Source organism: Mesorhizobium sp. M5C.F.Ca.ET.164.01.1.1, assembly GCF_004792125.1.
In the GTDB taxonomy this organism is placed as follows: Bacteria; Pseudomonadota; Alphaproteobacteria; order Rhizobiales; family Rhizobiaceae; genus Mesorhizobium; species Mesorhizobium wenxiniae.
The window spans coordinates 1,569,585-1,589,204 of record NZ_SRTG01000001.1; the positions used below are offsets into that span (position 1 = coordinate 1,569,585).

Here is a 19,620-nt window from a genome sequence, read left to right on the forward strand (position 1 = left end):
AAGGCTGGCCCGGCGATTGCGAATGACGGGCTGCCGACCGATCGGCGATTGCCGCACGGCGGTTTCCGGGCTCGGTTAGGGCCATTCTTGTCAGGCATTTCTCCTCCCAGAGCGCTGACCGATGCCTTGTCAGCATTTCCGCATGTTTTAGAAAAAATTAACACGCGTCAAGATTTAAAATGGTGTGCAGTGATTTTGACGTGCTGCGGTGCAACGGAAACCGAACCATAGGAGGTCGGAGCAGCTTGATACCGGCGTCGTCAGTTGTCTGGCTTCAGGCTATGAGTCCGCCGCTCACGCCGAATGCAGCGCGCCAACAAGGACGACGAATTCGCAGTCCAGACATCAAGATCAAGGCCCTTGATGGTCTCGACGGACCCGTAGGATTTGCGCGCACCGCGCAGCTTGAGCTCAGCCATGGCTTGTCTCCCTGGCGCCGGCACGCTCAGTCGCGCCGTCTTTGTTGTCCTCGTCCTGCGCCATCGCCAATGGCGCGCCCGGTTCGCCTTCCCACAGGATCAGGCTGGCCGCGCCGATCAGGCCTGCGCGGTCGCCAAGCTGCGCCGGCACGATCGGCACATCCCGGTAGGCCGGCATCGCCCGCTGCTCGACGGTTGCCCTGATGGTTGAAGCCAACAGGTCGAAGCCATTGGCGAGGCCGCCGCCCATGACGATCAGGTCCGGCGAATAGAGATGAAGCAGGTTGGTGAAGCCGATGCCGAGCCACTTCGCCTCCGCCTCGATCAATTCGAGCGCGCTGATATCGCCGGCACGTGCGGCTTCGACGACGTGCCTGGCCGAAACGTCGCCGTCTGCCGAAAGGCGCCTGAGCAGGGAGCCGTCGCCCGGCGCTGTCAGCGCCGTGGCACGGCGCCCGAGCGCGGTTCCGGATGCGACCGCCTCGAAACAGCCGACGGCGCCGCAGAAGCAGCGATCGCCCTCGCCGGTGATGGTCATGTGGCCGATCTCGGCCGCCAGGCCGCGCCGGCCGTGATAGATGTGGCCGTCGGCAACGACCCCGCCGCCGATGCCGGTCGACACGGTGACGAACACCAGGGAGCCGCTGCCTCGGCCGGCGCCGAAGCGCCATTCGCCAAGGGCGGCCGCGTTGGCGTCGTTTTCCAGCCGTACCGGCAGGCCGAAATGCTTGCCAAGAATGTCGATCAACGGCACGTCGTGCCAGCCGGCCAGCGTCGGCGGCGCGATCACGATGCCGGCCTTGGGGTCGAGCGGTCCCGGCGCGCCGATGCCGATCCCGGCGACATCCGCCTGTGGGCGCTGTGTCAGAAGAACCCCGGCCAGTGCGATGATCTGGCCGATCACCGCATCCGATCCCGCGATCGCCATCGTCGGCGCCGAAACCTGCGCGACAATGCGGCCGCCGCTCTCGACCAGCGCGCCGCGCAGCTCCGTTCCGCCGAGATCGAAGGCGAGGGCCAGTCTTGTCATCAGGCGGCGACCTTCAGCCCATGCAGCCAGGCCATGCGCTGCGCGAGGTCGGGGTCGCCGAACGCCAGCGATCCGAGCACCACCGTCTCGGCGCCGGCGGCGCGCAGGCGCGGCACCGTCTCGTGGCGGATGCCGCCGTCGGCAGCCAGGATGATGTCGGTCTCACGACCCGCTTGCTGCATCAGCGAGCGTGCCTCAATCAGGCGGGAGCAAGCCTGCTCGGAAAGGCTCTGGCCCTTGACGCCGATGGATGTGCCGAGAAGCGTCACAAACGCCACTTGCGACAGGAAAGGCGTGACTGCGGCGACCGGCGTTTCGAGCCTGAGCACCACGCCGGCCTCGGCGCCGAGCGCATGCGCCAGCCGCACGGCGCGCAGGCCGGCTTCGCCGTTTTCGGCGTGGACACTGACCAGGTCGGCACCGGCATCGATGAACTGACGCGTCTGCTCCTCGACGATCTCGGCTTCGACCATCAGGTGCACATGGATCGGTTTTGCCGTCAGCCCGGCGATCCGCGCTACCAGATCCGGGAAGAACAGGAAGCCGGGGGTGAAGCGGGCGTCTGCGACGTCGATGTGGTGGAGGTCGACGTGAGGTTCTATGCGCTTTAGGTCGCGCTCCATATTGGCAAGGTCGGCCGACCACAAGGAAAATTCGCCGAGCAGCCGGTTGCGCGGCAGGGCGGCGATGGCGTCGGGACCGGACAAGGATTTGGTCGTCATGACGGAACGAGGCTCCGGAAATTCGAGTAGGCGTGAAGGAAGGTCGTGATCTCAGCCTGCAGCTCGGCGAAATGCCTGACGCTGTCGAGCGCCTTGGGATGGATTTCGGCAAAGGTCGCGCCGGGAATGGCTGTGGCGAGCGTATGGGCCGCCGAGAGCGGGTGCACCGCATCCATGGCATTGCCGATGACCAGCGTGGGGATACCAAGGGCAGCGGCGTCACTCGCCGAAACGCCCGGGCCGTCGGCGGCAATGTCGGCGAGGACCTGCGCGAATGGCGCGGCATCCGGCCGGTCGAAATAGCCGAACAGCGAGGCAAGGTTGTCGGGTGCTTCACGCTGCAGGCGCGCGGCGGTTTCCGATTGCGCGAAGATCGCCCTCGCCTTGTCGGCGCCGTGGTCCAGGATAAGCCTGGCAACCTCGGCGATCGGCCGCAGGTTCACCGGCGCGCTGTCGAAAATCCAGGCCGGCCGCACCAGGAGAAGACCCGCGACGCGGTCCGGATGACGGCAGGCCAGGCGCATGGCGATCGCGGCGCCCATGGAAATGCCGCCGGCGACGAAACGATCGAGGCCGGCCTGATCGGCGGCGGCAACAACATCGTCCGCGAACATGCTCAGGCAAAACGGCCGGGGGCTGCCCAGTCCCGAGGCGCCGTGTCCGCGGCATTCCAGCGTGATGCGCCGCAACCCCGGCCCGGAAGGGAAAGCCTGAGCGACCTGCGCCTCGCCACCGCCCAGCCCGTGCTGAAAGACGACCGCAAGCCCGTCGCCACTATCGGAAATCCGAAGCGTGGCGTCATCGCGAAGCAGCGTGGCCAGGCGCGCCATCACACCAGCCCTTTGAGGAAGCGGGCAACGCTGGGTGCCTCTTCGGCCGAGAGGCCATGCGTGACCAGCGGTCCGTCAAAGCCCGATGCTTTCAGCCTGGCGACGAAATCCGGAAAGTCGACGACACCCCGACCGGCCGTAGTGAAGCGGCCGTCGGCGAAACGGTCCTTGGCATGGGCCATGGCGATGTGGCCCGCTGTGCGTTCGACGGCGGCGGCGACGATGTCGCGTGCTTCGGCCGGGCTCGCCTGCTCGAACAGGTTGGCCGGATCGAGCACGATGCGCAGCCGTTTCGAGCCAATCTCGGCGATGAGGCGCGTCGCGTCCGACGCCGAGGTGACGATGTTGGCCTGTTCGGGCTCGATGCCGAGATCGACACCGTGGCGCTCGGCGAGTTGCAGCGCCTTTTCCATCTCGCCCGCCATGTCGTCCCATGCCCCAGGGTCGGCATTGTCCGGGTGATACGCCCACTGATCGTCCGCGTTGCGCGTTCCCGTGCACAAGGTGACCAAGGGAACGGACAGGGATGCCGCAGCCTTGATGACCACGCCAAGCCGGCGCAGGCCGTCGTCGCGCATAGCGCTGTCGGGATGGGCCATGTTGTAGGTGCCGGAGAGCGCCACCAGCGCGACACCGCAAGCATTTGACGCGGCCGAGATGGCATGAATGGCGTCTTCCGGCACCGCGTCCGGCATCGACGGCAGGCCGGCGCAGGCAAGGTTGAACTGGGTGACGGCAAATCCCGCGTCGCGGACCGCTGCCAGCACGCCAGCCGGCTCGCTGCCCGGGAAGGTCTTGGCGAACACCCCGATCTGCATCAGACCGCTCCCGTGACGCTGGCAATCTCGACGCGCTCACCGCTTTCGACCGAGCGGGCGATCGCCACCATGGCGCGGATCGAGGCGAGGCCGTCCTCGACATCGGCGCCGCGCAGCGGCGCGCCGTCGAGCACCGTGTCGGCGAGGCCCTCGAGCTGCCGCCTGAAGAAATGACCGTCGGCGCCGAGCGGCCTTCGCGACGTCGCATCCTTCTCGTGAAAGATATCGACCTCACTCGCCCGGAAATACCAGGGATTGAAGGTCTTCGCGATCGCCGAGCCGTTTTCGCCATAGAGCTGAAAACCCTCGTGCCAGTCCATGCGGACAGCCACGGTGAGGTCGAGATGGCCGAGCGCGCCATTGGCGAATTCGGTTTCGACGAACCAGCAATAGGCGCCGAAACGTTCGTTGAGGCGGGCGCGCACGGCAACGATCTCGCCGCACAGGAAGCGCGCGGTGTCGACGAGGTGCGAGCCGTGCGCGAGCATGAAATACTGCCTGAGATCGGCCTTCGGATTGCCGCCCGGCTTGCGCGCCAGCTTGCTGGTGACCGGCAGCGGCTGGACCGCGTTGGTGTTGGTGTAGCGGTGAGTGGAATCGCAATACCAGGCTTTTAGCGCCAGGATCTCGCCGATCTCGTCCCGGACGAAATCGCGCGCCGCTTCCAGCGCCGGGTCGAAGCGCTTCATATGGCCGACCTGCAGCACCTTGCCGGAGCGCCTGACCGCATCGGCGAGCATCTCTCCTTCCTCGACCGAGACGCCGATCGGCTTTTCGCACAGCACGTGCTTGCCGGCCTTGAGCGCCTTGATCGACATCGGCACGTGGTAGGCGTCGGAGGTCGCGACGATCACCGCCTCCAGTTGCGGGTCGGCGAGCATCTCATCGTAATCGCCATACATTTTTTCGGGTTCATAGGTCGCGCCCATGCGCGCCAGAAGATCGGGGGCGGCATCGCAGATCGCATAGAGATCGGCGTTCCTGGCCTTCACGCAGGATTCGAGATGGGCGAATTGCGCGATCGGCCCGCAGCCGAGCACGCCGACACGAAGGCGACGGTCTTGCTTTCGGATCATGGTCTCTTCCTCACGCGCCGTAGCCGCGCATGGCCTGGCGGTTGGTCTTGACCGCGGCGGCCGGATCGGCGGCGGCAGTCTCGGATTCTTCTTCCAGCACCAGCCAGCCGTTGAAACGAGGTGCGGCGCTGGCGATATCGATCACCGCTTGGATGTCGCAGACGCCCTTGCCGAGCATAGCCCAGGTGCCGCTGGCGTCGACGTCTTTCAGATGCACGTAGCGGATGCGATCGCGGTAGGCGGTGAGCGTATCTGCCATGTCTTGATGGCCGCGCAATATGTGGCCGGTGTCGGGCACCCAGCCGACGAGCGACGGATCGATCAGTGCGAAAATCCGATCATAGTCGGCACGGTCGAACAGCAGCGTGTTGTGGTGGGAACTGGGGTGGACAGCGATGTCGACGCCGGCCTTTCGCCCGAGTTCGCCGGCCTTGTTGTAGAACTCCGCAGCGATCGCAAACTTGTCGTTACGCGGGCCGTCGGACACGACGGTGGCCGAACCCATGGAGACGAGGGCGCCGGGGAATGCAGCGGCGAAATCGATCCAGCGCTGCGCCGTCTCGAGGTCGGCGCCGATATTGTCCTTCAGCGTAAAGCCGCTATTCGAGCCGAAAGCGAAGGAGACGAGCGTCAAGCCAGCCGACTCCAGCGCCATGGCGAATTCCGCCGGCCTGTCGGCATAGCGGCCGATCATCGTGTCGGTGATCTCGATGCCGGCATAACCACCGTCAGCGATCGCTTTGAGCAGATCGTCCGGACCGCCGGCAAAACCGTCTCCGAGCATTTCCCAGGTAAAGGTCTGGCAGCCGACTTTCAGGTCTTTCACGTTCATCCTTTCATTCCTTGATGCCGCCCTGCGTCAGCCCTTCGATGATGTGGCGCTGGAAGAACAGCACCAGCACGATCAAAGGGACGGTGACGACTGCCGAAGCTGCGGCGATGTCGCCCCAGGGCACGTAATATTGGTTGGTGAAATTGGCGATGCCGACAGGGATCGTCTGGCGATCGATGTTGGAGGTGAAGGCGAGGGCGAACAGGAATTCGTTCCATGCGGTGATGAAGGCGAGCAGGCCTGTGGTCACGAGGCTGGGCAGCGACATCGGCAGGATGATGTGCCAGAGCAGGCCGGGAACGCTGACGCCGTCCATGCGCGCGGCCTCGTCGATCTCGCGCGGGAGCGTTTCGAAATAGCCGAACAGCACCCAGGTGACGAGCGGCAGCCCGAGCGCCAGGTAGGTTATAATCAGCGCCGTGTAGGTATCGAGTAGGCCGAGATTGGTCGCCACCAGGTAGAGCGGCCCGACTAGCGCGATCTGCGGGAACATCGACACGGAAAGGATGACCATCAGGATGCCGAAGCGGCCCTTGACGTTGAGCCGCGACAGCGCGAAGGCGGCCAGCGATCCGACGAAGAGGCACAGGAACGTCGTGGCCAGCGAAACCACCAGCGAATTCCAGACATAGCGGTGCAGCTGCTTCTCGATGAAGGCGTTGTAGTAGTGCTCGAGCGTAAAAGGCGCGGGGATCAGCGATGGCGAGCCTGACGTCAGCGCCTTGTCGAGCTGGAACGATGTCGAGAACTGCCAGATGAAAGGGCCACCCGACCAGACCAGGATCAGCAGGGCGCCGAGATAGATCGCGATCGTCTGCAGCGGTGAACGCGCGTTGTTCATTGCGCCCTCCTGATCTGCCTGATGAGATAGAGGCAGAATACCAGTGCGATGATGCCTTCGGTGACGAACATCGCCGTCGAAACGGCGGAGCCATAGCCGAATTGCAGCGTCGAGAAGAGCACCTTGTAGGACAGCGTCGACAGCGTTTCGGTCGAATCGGCCGGGCCGCCGCCGGTCAGCACGTAAACGAGGTCGAAGACGCGAAAGGCGTCGAGTGCGCGGAACAGGCCGGCAATCAGCAATGTCGGCACCAGCAGCGGCAGACGGATGTACCAGAAGGTGGTCCAGCCTTTTGCGCCATCCATGCGCGCCGCCTCGATCAGCGAATTGGGCACTGTCTGCAGCCCGGTCAAAAGCAATAGCGCCATGAACGGGGTGGTCTTCCAGACATCGGCGATGATGATGGTCGTCATCGCCGTGTCGGGCGAGCCGTACCAGTTGACGTTCTGGTCGATCAGCCCGGCATGCAACAGGATATAATTGATGATGCCGTTCTGGCCGTCGAACAGCCAGCCGAACATCTTGGAGGTGACGACGGTGGGCATCGCCCAGGGAACCAGCATGGCGGCGCGAACCAGGCCGCGTCCTTTGAAGGCCTCGCACAGGATGAGCGCCATGCCGAGCCCGATGACGGTCTCCAGTATCGTGGATGCCGTGGTGAACCACATCGTGTGCCACCAGGCATTCCAGAATTGGGCGTCACCCCATAGCTGCACATAGTTGGAGAAGCCCGAGAACTCGTTCTCCTGGGTGATCAGCGAGGTGTTGGTGAGCGAGAGATAAAGCCCGTTGATGATCGGGTAGAAGGAAACCGACGCCAGCGACACGAAAGCCGGTGTCAACAGGAGCAAGGCCCACAATGAGACTGGAAGCGCCTTGCCAAACCGCCGCGGCCGGCCAATGCCAGGAACAGTGGCCGCCGCGGTCACGGTTCAGCCGACGATCTGGTCGATTTGCGTCGCCAGCGCGTCCATCTCGGCCTGGACGTTGCCTGAGACCAGCGCCTTGGAGATGCCCGACTGCAAGGCCAGCGTCACCTTCGCATATTCGGGCGTGATCGGCCGGGCGGTGGCGCCGGTGAACACTTTCTCGAGGCTCGCCATGAACGGCTGTTCGGTCTTGATCTTCTCGTCCTGGAGCAGCGCCGGGCGCGTCGGCGCGAGGCCGAAGTTTAGGGCGATGCGATGCTGGGTTTCGGTCGACGACAGCCAGGTCAGCAACTCGATCGCGGCTTCGCGCTGCTTCGAGTTGGCGTTGACGCCCAGTTGATAGCCGCCGAGACAGGCCGAACTCTTGCCGCCGGGGAAGGACGGCAGCGGCGCGACGCCGGCCTTGTCGACTACCTGGGAAGCCTTGGCGTCCTGGGCGATCGGATAGACATAGGACCAGTTGCGCATGAACATCGCCTTGCCCGAGGTGAACGGCTGGCGCGACGGCTCCTCGTCCCAGGACAGGACGTCCTGCGGGCTGATCTTGGTCGTGGCGATGGTGTCGTGCAGGAACTGGATCGCGTCGACCGCCGCCTTCTGGTTGATCAGCGACGACTTGCCGTCGGGCGCCAGGATAGCGCCATTGTTGGAGGTGATGATCTCGACGGCGTCGCAGACCAGAACCTCGGCCTGCTTGCCCTGCCAGAGATAGCCGAAATCGACGTCGCCGGCCTTCTGCGCGGCGGCGGCGATGGTCGCCATGTCGGCCCAGTTTTCCGGCACCTTGCCGCCATGCTTATCCAGCACGTCCTTGCGGTAATAGAACATGCCCGAATCCATGAACCAGGGCAGGGCAGTCAGCTTGCCGTCATAGGTGCATGCATTGAGGGTTCCGGAGAAGTAGGCGCTGCGCTTGTCCGCCGGAAAGTATTCGTCGAGCGGCAGCGCCCAGCCGGCGGCGGCAAAGCCGGCGATCCAGATCACGTCCTGGCTGAAGACGTCAGGCGTGCCGGTGCGCCGGGCGAGTTGCTGGACGAGGCCCTGGTAGACTTCCGTCGAGGAACTCGGCGGCGGCAGCTCGATGTTCTTGACCAGAATGCGGTCCTGCGATTCGTTGAAGGCCTTGATCAGGTCACCGAAAGTCTCCTTGCCGAAGAAAGCGGCGCTGGCAAAGCTGATTTCGGCCCGCGACTGTGCGCGAGCCCGGCGGACGCCCAGCCCGGTGCCGAGGCCAAGTGTTGCCGCGCCCAGTAGGCCGGCGCTGCCGACGAGAAACTGCCGGCGGTCGGCGATCGTCACATGCGCCGCAGGCTTCGAGCCGGAGACCGGCCCTTTTTTGATGTCAGTCATTTTCTCCTCCTTGCGCTGGCAGCCTCCCAGCCAGCATTTCCGCATGTTCCATAAAAATTTTACGCGCGTCAACATTTAAAATGCTGTAAAGCGGCTTTCGAATCTGATCCGTTGCTGGTGCATCGGTACAGCCAGAGCGATGCGACGTCGGGAGGTGAAGTAGAAAATGCGAGGAAAATCAGCAGCTAAGCTCGGCATTGGCGTTGTCGGGTGCGGCAACATCTCGATGACTTATTTGCGCAATGCAGCTCTGTTCGGTGACGTGGAGCTGCGCGCCTGCGCCGACATATCGCCCGACATGGCGGCGCTGCGTGCGAGCGAATACGGTATGCGGGCGGTCAGCGTCGAAGCGCTCCTGGCCGATCCCGAGATCGACCTCGTCCTCAACCTGACCATCCCGGCAGCGCATTTCGACATTTCGTTTTCGGCGCTTTCGGCGGGAAAGCACGTCTTCACCGAAAAACCGCTGGCGACCTCGGCCAGCGACGGCCGGCGCCTTGTCGCCGAGGCAGCGGAACGCGGGCTGCTGCTGGGTTCGGCTCCGGATACTTTCCTCGGCGCCGCCGGACGGCGGGCACGCCGCCTCATGGATGAGGGCGCAATCGGCCGCGCGGTGACCGGCACCGCCTTCATGATGGGGCGCGGCATGGAGCACTGGCATCCCAATCCGCAATTCTACTATCAGCCGGGCGGCGGACCGGTCTTCGACATGGGGCCCTATTATCTGACGATGCTTGTTAATTTGCTCGGGCCGGTGGCCCGCGTGATGGCGATGGCGACGCGAGGCCAGGAGGAGCGGCTGATCACTGCCGAAGGCCCCCATCGGAACACCAGCTTCAAGGTCGGCACACCGACCAACATCCTGTCGCTGCTGGAGTTCCGCTCGGGCGCCACCGTCACCTTCGCTGCCTCCTGGGATGTCTTCAGGCACTCTAACCATCCGATCGAGCTGCATGGGACCGAAGGCTCGCTCAGGCTGCCCGATCCGGACACGTTCGGCGGCACCGTCTCGCTGTCGGAACGTGGGGCCGACTGGGCCGACTTCCACAGTGAGAGCGAACTCTATGGCGCGCGCAACTGGCCCTATGCCGCGCCGGACCGAGCCAACTACCGAATGCTCGGCGTCGCCGACCTTTCGCGCGCACTGGCAACCGGAAGAAAGCCGCGTGCGTCCGGCGATCTTGCGCTGCATGTACTGGAGACTATGGAAGCGATTCTTGCTTCGGGAGCGAGCCGCGAGTCCGTCGCCGTCAACGCAACCGTCGATCAGCCGCAGCTCCTCCAGGAGGACGAAGCGGTTAGCCTGCTTGCCTGATATCGGAGCGCCTACGATGACGACATCGCTTTCGCCCTTGCTCGATCCGGAGGTCCGGCACGTGCTCGACCTCGACCGGCAGGCGGCTGCCCCGCCATTCGAAGCCGGCACGCCCGAAGAAGCGCGCCGCGCCTATGAGCAGGGCTTTCCGGCACTCCAGGGCGAGCGCGAGCCGGTCGGCTCACTAACCGAGCGCACCATCACCGGACCCGGCGGCCCGTTGACGCTCAGGATCTATCGCGGACACGGCGTGAGCGGGGCCGCTGCCCCGGCGCTGCTCTATCTGCATGGTGGCGGCTGGGTGATCGGCAATCTCGACTCCCATGACGAGATTTGCCGGTGGCTTGCCAATATGGCGGCCTGCGTCGTCGTCTCTCCCGATTACCGGCTGGCGCCGGAACACAAATTTCCGGCAGCCATCGAAGATTGCCGCGCCGCACTTTCCTTCATGCAGGACGGCGCGGGCGATCTCGGCATCGACGCAGAACGAATCGCTGTCGCCGGCGACAGCGCCGGCGGGCAATCTCGCTACCGTGCTTTGCCTGCTTGCGCGCGGCGACAAGAACCCGCCGACTGCGCAACTGCTGTTCTATCCGAACACGGACGCCTCGCAGGCGGCGGACAGTTATCGCCACTTTGCCGACGGTTATGGTCTCACCGCGGCGACCATGGCCTGGTTCCGCGACCACTACATCCGCGATGCCAGGGACATTGGCGACTGGCGCGTATCGCCGCTCAAAGCCGAGAGCCTTGCCGGCGCAGCCCCGGCCTTTGTCGCCATCGCGGGTCACGACATCCTCGCCGATGAAGGCGAGGCCTACGCGAAGCGTCTGGACGATGACGAGGTGCCGGTCGTCCTGCGGCGCTGGCCCGGCCAGATCCACGGCTTCGTTTCGATGGGCCGCCATGGTCCGGTGGCACGGCAAGCGGTTGGCGCGGCGGTTGCCGCATGGCGCGGCTTCGATCCTGTCTTTGGAAACGCTCAGGCCGACTGACGCATTACCAGCGTCGCGTCGAGACTGACCTTGGGGGCAACTGCCGCGTCGACTTCGTCCAGCAAGGCCAGCAGCGTCTCGACGCTGCGTCCCGCCATGGAAGCAAAGTCCTGCGCCATGGTGGTGAGGGCAGGGCAGGTGTAGCGGCTCAGCGGATGGTCGTCATGGGCTGCGACCCGCAGGTCGCAATCGCCCTTGCGGCCGACCTTGCGGCCTTGCGAGTAGGCGGCGGCCATCACGCCGAAGGCGAGACGGTCGTTGGCGCACAGAATGGTCCTGCCCGGCAGACCGCCACGGGCGAGCATCGCTTCCATCTGCTCATAGCCGATCCGTTCGAAATCCCAGGTGTAGTCATCGGTATTGCCGATGATGACAGGCTCATGTCCGAGCCGCTGCATGGCGCCGACATAGCTGTCCAGGCGTTCGCGCGAATTGTGGTTGACGTGCGGGATGTCGAAATAGACCGGGGCAGTGCCGGAACGACAGAGATAATCGACGATGGTCGAGACGCTCTGGCTGTTGTTGGTGCCGACGAATGGCGTGTCGCCCTCGAGATAGGTGTCGAAATAGACGATCGGTATCGTCTGCGTCAGCTTCTCCAGCGTGCGATGGTCGGAGCGCAGGCCGAGCGGCGCGATCAGCGCGCCGGAAACTTTTAGCGAAAGAATGGTTCGCGTCGCTTCCACTTCGAGCTCGCGCGAGCCGTGCGAGGAGATCACGATCGGCCAGTAGCCTTCGTCGCGCAGCCTGAGTTCGATTCGGCTGACCATCTCGGAATAGAAGGGATCGGCGACCGTCGGCACCACGATGCCGATGCTGCGGGTCCGCTTGCGGTTCAGGTTGCGCGCGAAGAGATTGGGCTGGTAGTCGGACGAGCGCAGCGCTACCTCGATCCGCTGACGTGTCGCCGGCTTGACGCTGGTCGGATCGTCGAAATATTTCGACAGTGTTGGCCTGGAGACGCCGCAAGAGCGAGCAAAATCCTCCATCGTCTTGTGTGTCATCGACATCAAAGCCCTCGCGCTGCCACGAGCGCTGCCCGGTTTCTACATACGGTGCGCCAGCGCGCAACTGCAAGGCGAAACTTTACAGACAATTTCGATAGTTTTCATGCGTCAATTTATTAATTGACGCGAAAAAGCACAAGCCCTATCACCCCCAGTGGGCGAATTCGAAATTCATGTCACCCGGAAAGTGCTCGCGCGGTTCATTAGAAGCGAGGCCGGGCGAAACGCCGAGAGGGATTCCGCGAGATGAGGAAGCTGGTTAGTGCCGGCGAGATTCTGGTCGAGATCATGGCCGAGCGGATCGGCCAGAGCTTTCTCGAGCCTGGTCCGCTGCTTGGGCCCTACCCGTCCGGAGCGCCTGCCATCTTCATCGGCCAGGCGGCGGCGCTCGGCCAGCCGGCTGGTCTCATCGGCGCCGTGGGCGACGACGATTTCGGCAGGCTGAATATAGAGCGGCTGCGGGCACTGGGCGCCGACGTTTCGGCGATCGCGGTACACAAGGGCCATGCAACGGGCACGGCCTTCGTCACCTACCGGGCCGACGCCAGCCGGCATTTCGTCTTCAACATCCGCAACAGCGCCTCCGGCCGGATCGAGACCGACGGGGCGGCAACAAACTTGCTCGCTAGCGCCGACCACGTCCATGTCATGGGTTCGTCGCTGTTTTCCGACCGCGCCATCGCGGTGGCGCTATCGGCGATCGAGACTGTCAAGGCCAAAGGTGGAACCGTGTCCTTCGACCCGAACATCCGCCGGGAGATCATGCAGGCGTCCGGCATGCGCGGGGCGCTCGATCATGTGCTGGCGCGAGCCGACATCTTCCTGCCGAGCGGCGAAGAGCTCTTCCTGTTTTCATCGGCGAAGGACGAGAAGAGCGCGGTCGACGAATTGCTGGCCCGTGGCCTGTCCTGCATCGTCCTCAAGAAAGGTGCCGCCGGCGCCGTTTATCATGATCATCACGGTGCGGTCGCCTCGTCAGGCTTTGCCGTTGACGAGGTCGATCCGACCGGCGCGGGCGATTGTTTCGGTGCTGCCTTCGTCTCGTTCTGGCTGCGCGGGGCGGCTCCTGCCGAAGCCCTGCGGATCGCCAATGCCTGCGGTGCGCTTGCCGTCACCCGCAAGGGGCCGATGGAAGGCATTTTCCCGCTTGAAGCGGTCGAGGCATTCATCGCCAGGGGGAACACGCAGTGAGTGACGCGACGCGAAGGTTTGCGCACATTGCGGCCAGGCGCGCCGCAGGCGAGAGAAGCGGCATCGCCTCGGTCTGCTCGGCGCATCCGCTGGTCATCGAGGCCGCCCTGCGCCACGGCGTCGCGCGGCACGCGGATGTGCTGATCGAGGCCACCTGCAACCAAGTCAACCACGAGGGCGGCTACACCGGGATGAGGCCCGCCGGCTTCCGCAGCTTCGTCGAGGCGCATGCGCTGAAAGCGGGTTTCCCAGTCGATCGCCTGGTCCTTGGCGGCGATCATCTCGGACCCAATCCGTGGAAGCACATGGCTGCGGCCGCCGCTATGAAGAAGGCGGGGGCGATGATCGATGCCTATGCGAGCGCCGGCTTCACCAAGATGCATCTGGATACGAGCATGGCCTGCGCCGATGATCCAGCCGTGCTTGCCGATGAGACGATCGCCGCTCGCGCGGCCGAACTTGCAGCAATCGCCGAGGCGGCGGTCGAGCGCGCCGGCAGCGAGAAGCCCGTCTACGTCATCGGCACCGAAGTGCCGGTGCCGGGCGGTGCACTGGAGGCGCTCGACCACCTGAATGTGACGGCGCCTGACGATGCCTTGCGCACCGTCGAGGTCCACGCCCGGGCGTTTTCCCGTGCCGGCCTCGAAGCCGCTTTTGACCGTACGGTCGGCGTCGTCGTTCAGCCCGGCGTCGAATTCGGCAACATCGAGATCATGCCCTATGCGCCAGCCAAGGCGACCGAACTCGTGGCTGTGCTCGACCGCATGCCAAAAGTCGTTTTTGAAGCGCATTCGACCGACTACCAGCCGGCCGAAGCGCTTAACGCTCTCGTTCGCGACGGTTTTGCCATCCTCAAGGTCGGCCCCTGGCTGACCTTCGCGCTTCGCGAAGCGCTGTATGGGCTCAGCCATATCGCCGATATGCTCGCGCCGGACCCTTCGCGCGAAAGCCTGCCTGCCGCGATGGAACGCATCATGCTGGCGTCGCCGGGAAATTGGCAGAAATACTATCCGGGCACTCCGGAAGAGCAGCGCGAGCAGCGGCATTTCTCGTTCAGCGACCGCATCCGCTATTACTGGCCGACGCCGGAGGCGCAGCGCGCAATGCAGGCGCTGCTGGACGTCTTGAGCGAGAAGGATATCCCCCGGCCTCTGATCAGCCAGTATCTGGGGCAGCTCGACGCTGAGGTTGCGGCAGGCCGGGCCAAGCCCCTCGCGCACAACCTTCTGATCGGCAGCATCACCCGTGTCCTCGATATCTACGCGGACGCGACGGGACAGCAGGGATCGGCTGCCGGAAAGTCGGCATCCGCCTAAATCCCCCTCATACACGTCAGATGTCGATGTTGTTTCGAAAAGGGCGTCGCCGTAATTTGCACTGACATGTTAGTGTGCTAGTGCTGCGTTCACATTGATCTCTGGAGAGAATAGCAGTGGCCTCGCGCTTTGGTCTTTCGGTCGCCCTCGCCACGCCGTTCGAGGCGTCCGGGCAAATCGCCATCTCTCCCATGATCACACAGGCCCGGGCTTGCCTTGGCGTCGGCTGCAGCAGCGCAACGCTCTTCGGCACCACCGGGGAAGGCGCCTCGGTGGGCACGGGAGAGCGGCGGATTGTTACCGAGGCCATGCTGGCCGCCGGCATTCCGGCACATCAGCTCGTCGCCGGCGTGATGGTCGATGCGGCCGAAGACGCCGCCGAACAGGCGCGACATGCCTTGCAGTGCGGTGTCCGCAATATCCTGCTGGCTCCGCCGAGCTACTTCAAGAATGTCGGCGAGGACGGGTTGTTCGGATGGTTTTCCGCCGCCTTCGCCGCGCTCGGCCCGATGGCTCGCGGCGTCCTGCTTTACAACATCCCCTCTGTCACCATGGTGCCGCTCCCGCTCAGCCTGATCGGTCGGCTAAGTGCTGCCTTTCCCGGCGTGGTCGCCGGTGTCAAGGATTCGGGTGGCGACTGGAGCTACAGCGAGGCGCTGCTAAGAGCCCATGGCGACCTGGTGATCCTGATCGGCGACGAGCGGCACCTGGCGAGAAGTGTGCGCCAGGGCGGGCAGGGCGCCATCTCCGGCATGGCCAATTTCGTCACCGGCGAAATCCGCGCCATGGCCGAGGACGGGCGCGACGATGCCCGCGTCGAGAGCTTCGTGCTCGAATTGCTCAAATATCCGGTCATCCCGGCGGTGAAGGTCATGGTGGCGCGCAAAACCGGCGACGAGCGCTGGCTGGGGGTCCGTCCGCCGCTGGAGCCGATCGCTTCGCAAGGGCGGCAACAGCTTGCCGCCGCCTATGACAGGCTGTTTGCGACAGAGCCGGCCTGACCGGCAAAGGGAAGCGCGCTGAAATGAACGACAGCAGCGAACCGGCAACCCTCAGGGAAAGAGCTTATGCCAGTTTCACGCGGCATTTGCTGGCCCGCGATCTGCGACCGGGACAGTTCGTGTCGCAGCGTGAGCTGGTTGCCTTTACCGGGCTGCCGCTTGGCGCCATCCGCGAGATCGTGCCGCGTCTCGAGGCCGAGGGACTTTTGATGACCATCCCGCAGCGCGGCATGCAGATCGCCCATATCGATATCAGCCTGATCCGCGAGGCCTTCCAGTTTCGCCTGTTCATGGAGCGCGAAGCGGTGGCGCTGTTCACCGTCAACGCCTCCGACGCCGAACTCGCTCGTTTGCGGCGCGAACATGAGGACATGCTGGCTCAAGCGTTGTCGCAGGCGCCGACGCCGGAAATGGAAGCCAAAGCCCAGAACATCGATTGGTCGATGCACGACACCTTCATCGATGCGCTGGGCAACGAGATCATCGCCAAGGCGTATTTGGTCAATTCGGTAAAGATCAGGCTAATCCACCAGGAGCGTTTCCGTATCGACGGGCGCGTCGTGCCGGTGATGCAGGAGCACCTGACGGTGATCGAAGCGCTCGAGAGCCGCGACCCGCAAAAGGCGGTCGAGGCGATCAGCCGGCATATCGACAACGCGCGCCGGTTGGCGCTCCAGATCTGAGGACGTATGGTTCGCGGCTGCCCGCGACGCTATCCACAACGACAGCAACCCAGGGAGGAAGAAATGTCGTCCAATCCGTTTAAGCCAACAAGAAGACAAGTCCTTGCAGGAACCACGGCGCTAGCCGCCGCGGGCCTGGCGGGCCTTCGCCCGAGTTTTTCCGCCAGCGTCGACTGGAAGCGCTTTGCCGGCACGACGCTCGACGTCAATTTGGTTAAAAGCCCGCGCAGCGACACCATCCTGAAATATATCGCCGAATTCGAGGAGCTGACCGGCATCAAGGTCAATGCCGAGGCGACGCCGGAACAACAGCAGCGCCAGAAGACGGTGATCGAACTGAGTTCCGGCAAGCCGAGCTTCGACGTCGTGCATCTCAGCTATCACGTGCAGAAGCGCCAGTTCGAAAAGGGTGGCTGGCTGGCCGACATCGCCGGCTATCTGGCCGATCCGACCCTGACCGATCCTGGGCTGGTCGAAAGCGATTTCGCCGAGGCTGGCATGCTTTTCGCCAAGGACAGTCAGGGCGTGCTGCGGTCGCTGCCCTTCTCCGTGGACTACTGGATCGTCTACTGGAACAAGGAGCTGTTCGAGGCCAAGGGCCTCAAATACCCTGAAACGTTCGACCAACTGGTGGCCGCCGCCGAAGCGCTGACCGATCCGTCGACCAACACTTTCGGTTTCGTCGCCCGCGGCCTCAAGAATGCCAACACGCCGGTGTGGACGTCGCTGATGCTCGGCTACGACATGACGCCGCTCGACGACAAGGGCAAGCTGCGCACCGAAACGCCCGAGGCGATCGAGGCCGCTGCCCTCTACCAGAGGCTGATGACCAAGTCCGCCCCTCCGGGCGTCACCGGCTTCAATTGGGCTGAAGCGCAGTCCGCCTTTCTGCAAGGCAAGATCGGCATGTGGTTCGATGGCGTGGGTTTTGCCCCGCCGATGGAAAATCCCGAAAAGTCGCGCGTGGTCGGCAAGGTCGGCTATGGGCTCATGCCCAAGGGCCCCAAGGCGCATGCTTCCGGGACGTTTGGCGACGGCCTCGGCGTGACCGCCTCCAGCGAAAAGAAGGAAGCTGCCTATCTGTTCTGTCAGTGGGCGGTATCCCCGGTCATGGGCGCACGCTTGCTCCAGGCCGGTGCCGGCGTGCCCTTCCGCAAGTCGGTGCTGGAAGACCCCAAGGTGCGCGAAGGCGTCACCATGCCGGCAAGCTGGCTCGATGCCGTGGTTCAGTCCGGTAACATCAGCAGGCTGGCGCTGCCGGTGATCATCCCGGTTACCGAGTTCCGCGACATCTACGGCGTGGCGCTGACCAACATGATTGCCGGTGCCGATCCTGCCGAAGAGCTGAAGAAGGCCACGGCGCAGTTCCAGCCGGTTCTCGACAGGAGCGAGCAGGGCTGATGTCCGCCATTGCCCCAGAACGCACCGGGGTGACGGCTGACCGCACCGGGGTGACGGCTGACCGCACCGGGGTGACGACGGATCGCACCGGGGTGACGACGGAAGCCATCGAAGGGAGCCAGACGATCCGGCTGGCTCCCAACTACTGGCCCTTCGTCGTTCCGGCGCTCGTCGTCGTTAGCGCCGTGATCGTCTTTCCCTGGGCTTTCACGCTCTGGATGAGCGTCAACCGCTGGACGCTCGGCCAATCGCGGAGCTTTGCCGGGATGGAAAACTACCTCCGTCTGGCCAGCGACCCGCGATTCTGGGAATCCCTGGTTCATACGTTGACCTACACCTCCCTCTCGGTGGCAGCGCCGATGTTCCTGGGCACTGTTGCCGCCCTGATCTTCGACGCCAGGTTTCCGCTGCGCGGCCTGCTGCGCGGCGTCTTCGTCATGCCAATGATGGCGACGCCAGTTGCCGTGGCGCTGGTCTGGACCATGATGTTCCATCCCCAACTCGGGGTGCTCAACTACCTTCTATCGCTGGTCGGTATCCCGGCGCAGGAATGGATTTTCAACGCCAACACGGTCATCCCTTCGCTGGTCGCGGTCGAGACCTGGCAGTGGACGCCGCTGGTGATGCTGATCGTGCTCGGCGGGCTGGCCTCGGTACCGCGTGAGCCGTTCGAGAGCGCCGAGATCGACGGTGCCAATGCCTGGCAGCAATTCCGCTACCTCACTTTGCCGATGATCGCGCCGTTCCTGATGATTGCGTTGATCATTCGCACCATCGATGCGCTGAAGAGCTTCGACATCATCTATGCGATGACCCAGGGCGGACCGGGCACGGCGTCCGAAACCATCAACATCTATCTCTACAACACCGCCTTCTCCTACTACGACATCGGCTATGGCTCGGCCATGGCCGTGGTGTTCTTCATCGTCATCGTGGCGCTGTCCTTCATTCTGCTGATGCTGCGCCAGCGCTCGCAGTGGAACGATGCGGAGGGCAAATAGATGAGCTCACGTCTGCTCAACCAGATCGGCCTGTTTTTCGCGGCTCTGGTCATCGTCTCGCCGGCGATCCTGTTCTTCCTCTGGATGATCTCGCTGTCGCTGAAATTCGAGATCGACAACGGCGCCTATCCGCCGATCCTGATCCCTGAACGTTTCGCCTGGTCGAACTATGTAAAGGTGTTCGAGGAGAACAATTTCCTGCTCTATCTCTGGAATTCGGTTCTGGTGACGGGCACGGCGACATTGCTGGCGCTGCTGATCGGCGTACCGGCTGGCTATGGCATAGCGCGGCTCAAGGCTGAAAGATCGGCGATCGTCATCATGATCGCCCGCATGACGCCGGGGCTGTCCTATCTCATCCCGCTGTTTTTGCTGTTCCAATGGATCGGGATCCTCGGAACGCTCTGGCCGCAGATCATCATCCACCTGGTGGTGACGGTGCCGATCGTGGTCTGGGTGATGATCGGCTATTTCGAGACCACGCCGATGGAACTGGAAGAGGCGGCCAACATCGACGGCGCCAGCTCCTGGCAGGTATTTCGGCTGGTCGCCCTGCCCATCGCCAAGCCGGGCATCGTTGTCGCCTTCATCCTGTCCGTCATCTTTTCGTGGAACAATTTCGTCTTCGGCGTGGTGCTCGCCAGCCGCGAGACGCGCACGCTACCGGTCGCCGTCTACAACATGCTTTCCTATGAGCAGGTGAGCTGGGGGCCGCTTGCCGCCGCAGCACTGGTGGTTACGCTGCCGGTGCTGGTCCTGACCATGTTCGCGCAAAAGCAGATCGTCGCCGGGCTGACCGCCGGCGCGGTCAAGGGCGGCTGAAGCCGCATTCCAGCTCGACATCACTCTTCTCCCGGAGAAAT

19 protein-coding genes and 1 pseudogene are annotated in these 19,620 nt (G+C 64.0%); 9 read left to right on the plus strand and 11 right to left on the minus strand.

The genetic code is table 11. The features are described 5' to 3' along the window. Window positions 1-260 precede the first annotated feature (260 nt). From EN807_RS07655 to EN807_RS07700, 10 genes are all read right to left on the minus strand, one after another. On the minus strand, window positions 261-419 hold the full coding sequence (locus EN807_RS07655) for a hypothetical protein (RefSeq protein ID WP_210239969.1): 159 nt from the start codon (window positions 417-419) through the stop codon (window positions 261-263). After that, on the minus strand, window positions 412-1,449 hold the full coding sequence (locus EN807_RS07660; protein WP_135934476.1) for an ROK family protein: 1,038 nt from the start codon (window positions 1,447-1,449) through the stop codon (window positions 412-414). The genes EN807_RS07655 and EN807_RS07660 overlap by 8 nt, the downstream gene beginning before the upstream one ends. Further along, window positions 1,449-2,171, minus strand: a complete 723-nt coding sequence (locus tag EN807_RS07665; RefSeq protein WP_135934477.1) for a ribulose-phosphate 3-epimerase — start codon at window positions 2,169-2,171, stop codon at window positions 1,449-1,451. Before EN807_RS07665 ends, EN807_RS07660 begins: the two co-directional genes overlap by 1 nt. After that, window positions 2,168-3,001, minus strand: a complete 834-nt coding sequence (locus tag EN807_RS07670; RefSeq protein WP_135934478.1) for an alpha/beta fold hydrolase — start codon at window positions 2,999-3,001, stop codon at window positions 2,168-2,170. The genes EN807_RS07665 and EN807_RS07670 overlap by 4 nt, the downstream gene beginning before the upstream one ends. Further along, the gene (locus EN807_RS07675; RefSeq protein ID WP_135934479.1) at window positions 3,001-3,819 is read right to left on the minus strand and encodes a sugar phosphate isomerase/epimerase; all 819 of its coding nucleotides are present in this window, start codon (window positions 3,817-3,819) and stop codon (window positions 3,001-3,003) included. The genes EN807_RS07670 and EN807_RS07675 overlap by 1 nt, the downstream gene beginning before the upstream one ends. After that, complete coding sequence (locus EN807_RS07680) at window positions 3,819-4,895, minus strand: Gfo/Idh/MocA family oxidoreductase (RefSeq protein ID WP_135934480.1); 1,077 nt, start codon at window positions 4,893-4,895, stop codon at window positions 3,819-3,821. Before EN807_RS07680 ends, EN807_RS07675 begins: the two co-directional genes overlap by 1 nt. 10 nt (window positions 4,896-4,905) lie before the next feature. Beyond that, entirely contained in the window at window positions 4,906-5,727 is an 822-nt protein-coding gene (locus EN807_RS07685; protein WP_135934481.1) for a sugar phosphate isomerase/epimerase, read from the minus strand. Window positions 5,728-5,731: 4 nt separating this feature from the next. Further along, on the minus strand, window positions 5,732-6,568 hold the full coding sequence (locus tag EN807_RS07690) for a carbohydrate ABC transporter permease (protein ID WP_135934482.1): 837 nt from the start codon (window positions 6,566-6,568) through the stop codon (window positions 5,732-5,734). Then, window positions 6,565-7,428, minus strand: a complete 864-nt coding sequence (locus EN807_RS07695) for a sugar ABC transporter permease (RefSeq protein WP_246684030.1) — start codon at window positions 7,426-7,428, stop codon at window positions 6,565-6,567. The genes EN807_RS07690 and EN807_RS07695 overlap by 4 nt, the downstream gene beginning before the upstream one ends. A gap of 72 nt (window positions 7,429-7,500) precedes the next feature. After that, entirely contained in the window at window positions 7,501-8,847 is a 1,347-nt protein-coding gene (locus tag EN807_RS07700) for an ABC transporter substrate-binding protein (protein ID WP_135934484.1), read from the minus strand. A gap of 166 nt (window positions 8,848-9,013) precedes the next feature. On the opposite strand from EN807_RS07700, the gene EN807_RS07705 reads away from it, so the two are divergent. Both EN807_RS07705 and EN807_RS07710 read left to right on the plus strand, forming a co-directional pair. Continuing rightward, on the plus strand, window positions 9,014-10,162 hold the full coding sequence (locus EN807_RS07705; RefSeq protein ID WP_135934485.1) for a Gfo/Idh/MocA family oxidoreductase: 1,149 nt from the start codon (window positions 9,014-9,016) through the stop codon (window positions 10,160-10,162). Window positions 10,163-10,178: 16 nt separating this feature from the next. After that, window positions 10,179-11,157, plus strand: a pseudogene (locus EN807_RS07710) (alpha/beta hydrolase). Here the strand turns inward: EN807_RS07710 and EN807_RS07715 are convergent. Then, window positions 11,145-12,170, minus strand: coding sequence for a LacI family DNA-binding transcriptional regulator (locus tag EN807_RS07715; RefSeq protein WP_135934486.1), 1,026 nt, complete (start codon window positions 12,168-12,170; stop codon window positions 11,145-11,147). The pseudogene EN807_RS07710 and the gene EN807_RS07715 sit on opposite strands and share 13 nt — an antisense overlap. A 240-nt stretch (window positions 12,171-12,410) precedes the next feature. On the opposite strand from EN807_RS07715, the gene EN807_RS07720 reads away from it, so the two are divergent. The 7 genes from EN807_RS07720 (at window position 12,411) to EN807_RS07750 (ending at window position 19,579) form a co-directional block, all read left to right on the plus strand. Continuing rightward, a complete protein-coding gene (locus tag EN807_RS07720) occupies window positions 12,411-13,355 on the plus strand; it encodes a sugar kinase (protein ID WP_135934487.1) in 945 nt (314 codons plus the stop codon). After that, a complete protein-coding gene (locus EN807_RS07725) occupies window positions 13,352-14,671 on the plus strand; it encodes a D-tagatose-bisphosphate aldolase, class II, non-catalytic subunit (protein ID WP_135934488.1) in 1,320 nt (439 codons plus the stop codon). The genes EN807_RS07720 and EN807_RS07725 overlap by 4 nt, the downstream gene beginning before the upstream one ends. A gap of 116 nt (window positions 14,672-14,787) precedes the next feature. Continuing rightward, on the plus strand, window positions 14,788-15,672 hold the full coding sequence (locus EN807_RS07730) for a dihydrodipicolinate synthase family protein (RefSeq protein ID WP_135934489.1): 885 nt from the start codon (window positions 14,788-14,790) through the stop codon (window positions 15,670-15,672). A 23-nt stretch (window positions 15,673-15,695) separates the two neighbouring features. After that, window positions 15,696-16,355 (plus strand): GntR family transcriptional regulator, encoded by a 660-nt coding sequence (locus tag EN807_RS07735; protein WP_135934490.1) that lies wholly within the window; start codon window positions 15,696-15,698, stop codon window positions 16,353-16,355. Between the two features lie 63 nt (window positions 16,356-16,418). Beyond that, on the plus strand, window positions 16,419-17,756 hold the full coding sequence (locus tag EN807_RS07740; RefSeq protein ID WP_127316243.1) for a sugar ABC transporter substrate-binding protein: 1,338 nt from the start codon (window positions 16,419-16,421) through the stop codon (window positions 17,754-17,756). After that, window positions 17,756-18,757, plus strand: a complete 1,002-nt coding sequence (locus tag EN807_RS07745; protein ID WP_246684031.1) for a sugar ABC transporter permease — start codon at window positions 17,756-17,758, stop codon at window positions 18,755-18,757. The genes EN807_RS07740 and EN807_RS07745 overlap by 1 nt, the downstream gene beginning before the upstream one ends. Continuing rightward, a complete protein-coding gene (locus EN807_RS07750; RefSeq protein ID WP_128239002.1) occupies window positions 18,758-19,579 on the plus strand; it encodes a carbohydrate ABC transporter permease in 822 nt (273 codons plus the stop codon). The last annotated feature ends 41 nt before the right edge of the window (window positions 19,580-19,620 follow it).

Excerpts from the sequence above, each read along its gene's own strand:
- EN807_RS07655 (WP_210239969.1), bottom strand. The coding sequence starts at position 419 with ATGGCTGAGCTCAAGCTGCGCGGTGCGCGCAAATCCTACGGGTCCGTC.
- EN807_RS07660 (WP_135934476.1), bottom strand. The coding sequence starts at position 1,449 with ATGACAAGACTGGCCCTCGCCTTCGATCTCGGCGGAACGGAGCTGCGC.
- EN807_RS07665 (WP_135934477.1), bottom strand. The coding sequence starts at position 2,171 with ATGACGACCAAATCCTTGTCCGGTCCCGACGCCATCGCCGCCCTGCCG.
- EN807_RS07670 (WP_135934478.1), bottom strand. The coding sequence starts at position 3,001 with ATGGCGCGCCTGGCCACGCTGCTTCGCGATGACGCCACGCTTCGGATT.
- EN807_RS07675 (WP_135934479.1), bottom strand. The coding sequence starts at position 3,819 with ATGCAGATCGGGGTGTTCGCCAAGACCTTCCCGGGCAGCGAGCCGGCT.
- EN807_RS07680 (WP_135934480.1), bottom strand. The coding sequence starts at position 4,895 with ATGATCCGAAAGCAAGACCGTCGCCTTCGTGTCGGCGTGCTCGGCTGC.
- EN807_RS07685 (WP_135934481.1), bottom strand. The coding sequence starts at position 5,727 with ATGAACGTGAAAGACCTGAAAGTCGGCTGCCAGACCTTTACCTGGGAA.
- EN807_RS07690 (WP_135934482.1), bottom strand. The coding sequence starts at position 6,568 with ATGAACAACGCGCGTTCACCGCTGCAGACGATCGCGATCTATCTCGGC.
- EN807_RS07700 (WP_135934484.1), bottom strand. The coding sequence starts at position 8,847 with ATGACTGACATCAAAAAAGGGCCGGTCTCCGGCTCGAAGCCTGCGGCG.
- EN807_RS07705 (WP_135934485.1), top strand. The coding sequence starts at position 9,014 with ATGCGAGGAAAATCAGCAGCTAAGCTCGGCATTGGCGTTGTCGGGTGC.
- EN807_RS07720 (WP_135934487.1), top strand. The coding sequence starts at position 12,411 with ATGAGGAAGCTGGTTAGTGCCGGCGAGATTCTGGTCGAGATCATGGCC.
- EN807_RS07735 (WP_135934490.1), top strand. The coding sequence starts at position 15,696 with ATGAACGACAGCAGCGAACCGGCAACCCTCAGGGAAAGAGCTTATGCC.
- EN807_RS07740 (WP_127316243.1), top strand. The coding sequence starts at position 16,419 with ATGTCGTCCAATCCGTTTAAGCCAACAAGAAGACAAGTCCTTGCAGGA.
- EN807_RS07745 (WP_246684031.1), top strand. The coding sequence starts at position 17,756 with ATGTCCGCCATTGCCCCAGAACGCACCGGGGTGACGGCTGACCGCACC.
- EN807_RS07750 (WP_128239002.1), top strand. The coding sequence starts at position 18,758 with ATGAGCTCACGTCTGCTCAACCAGATCGGCCTGTTTTTCGCGGCTCTG.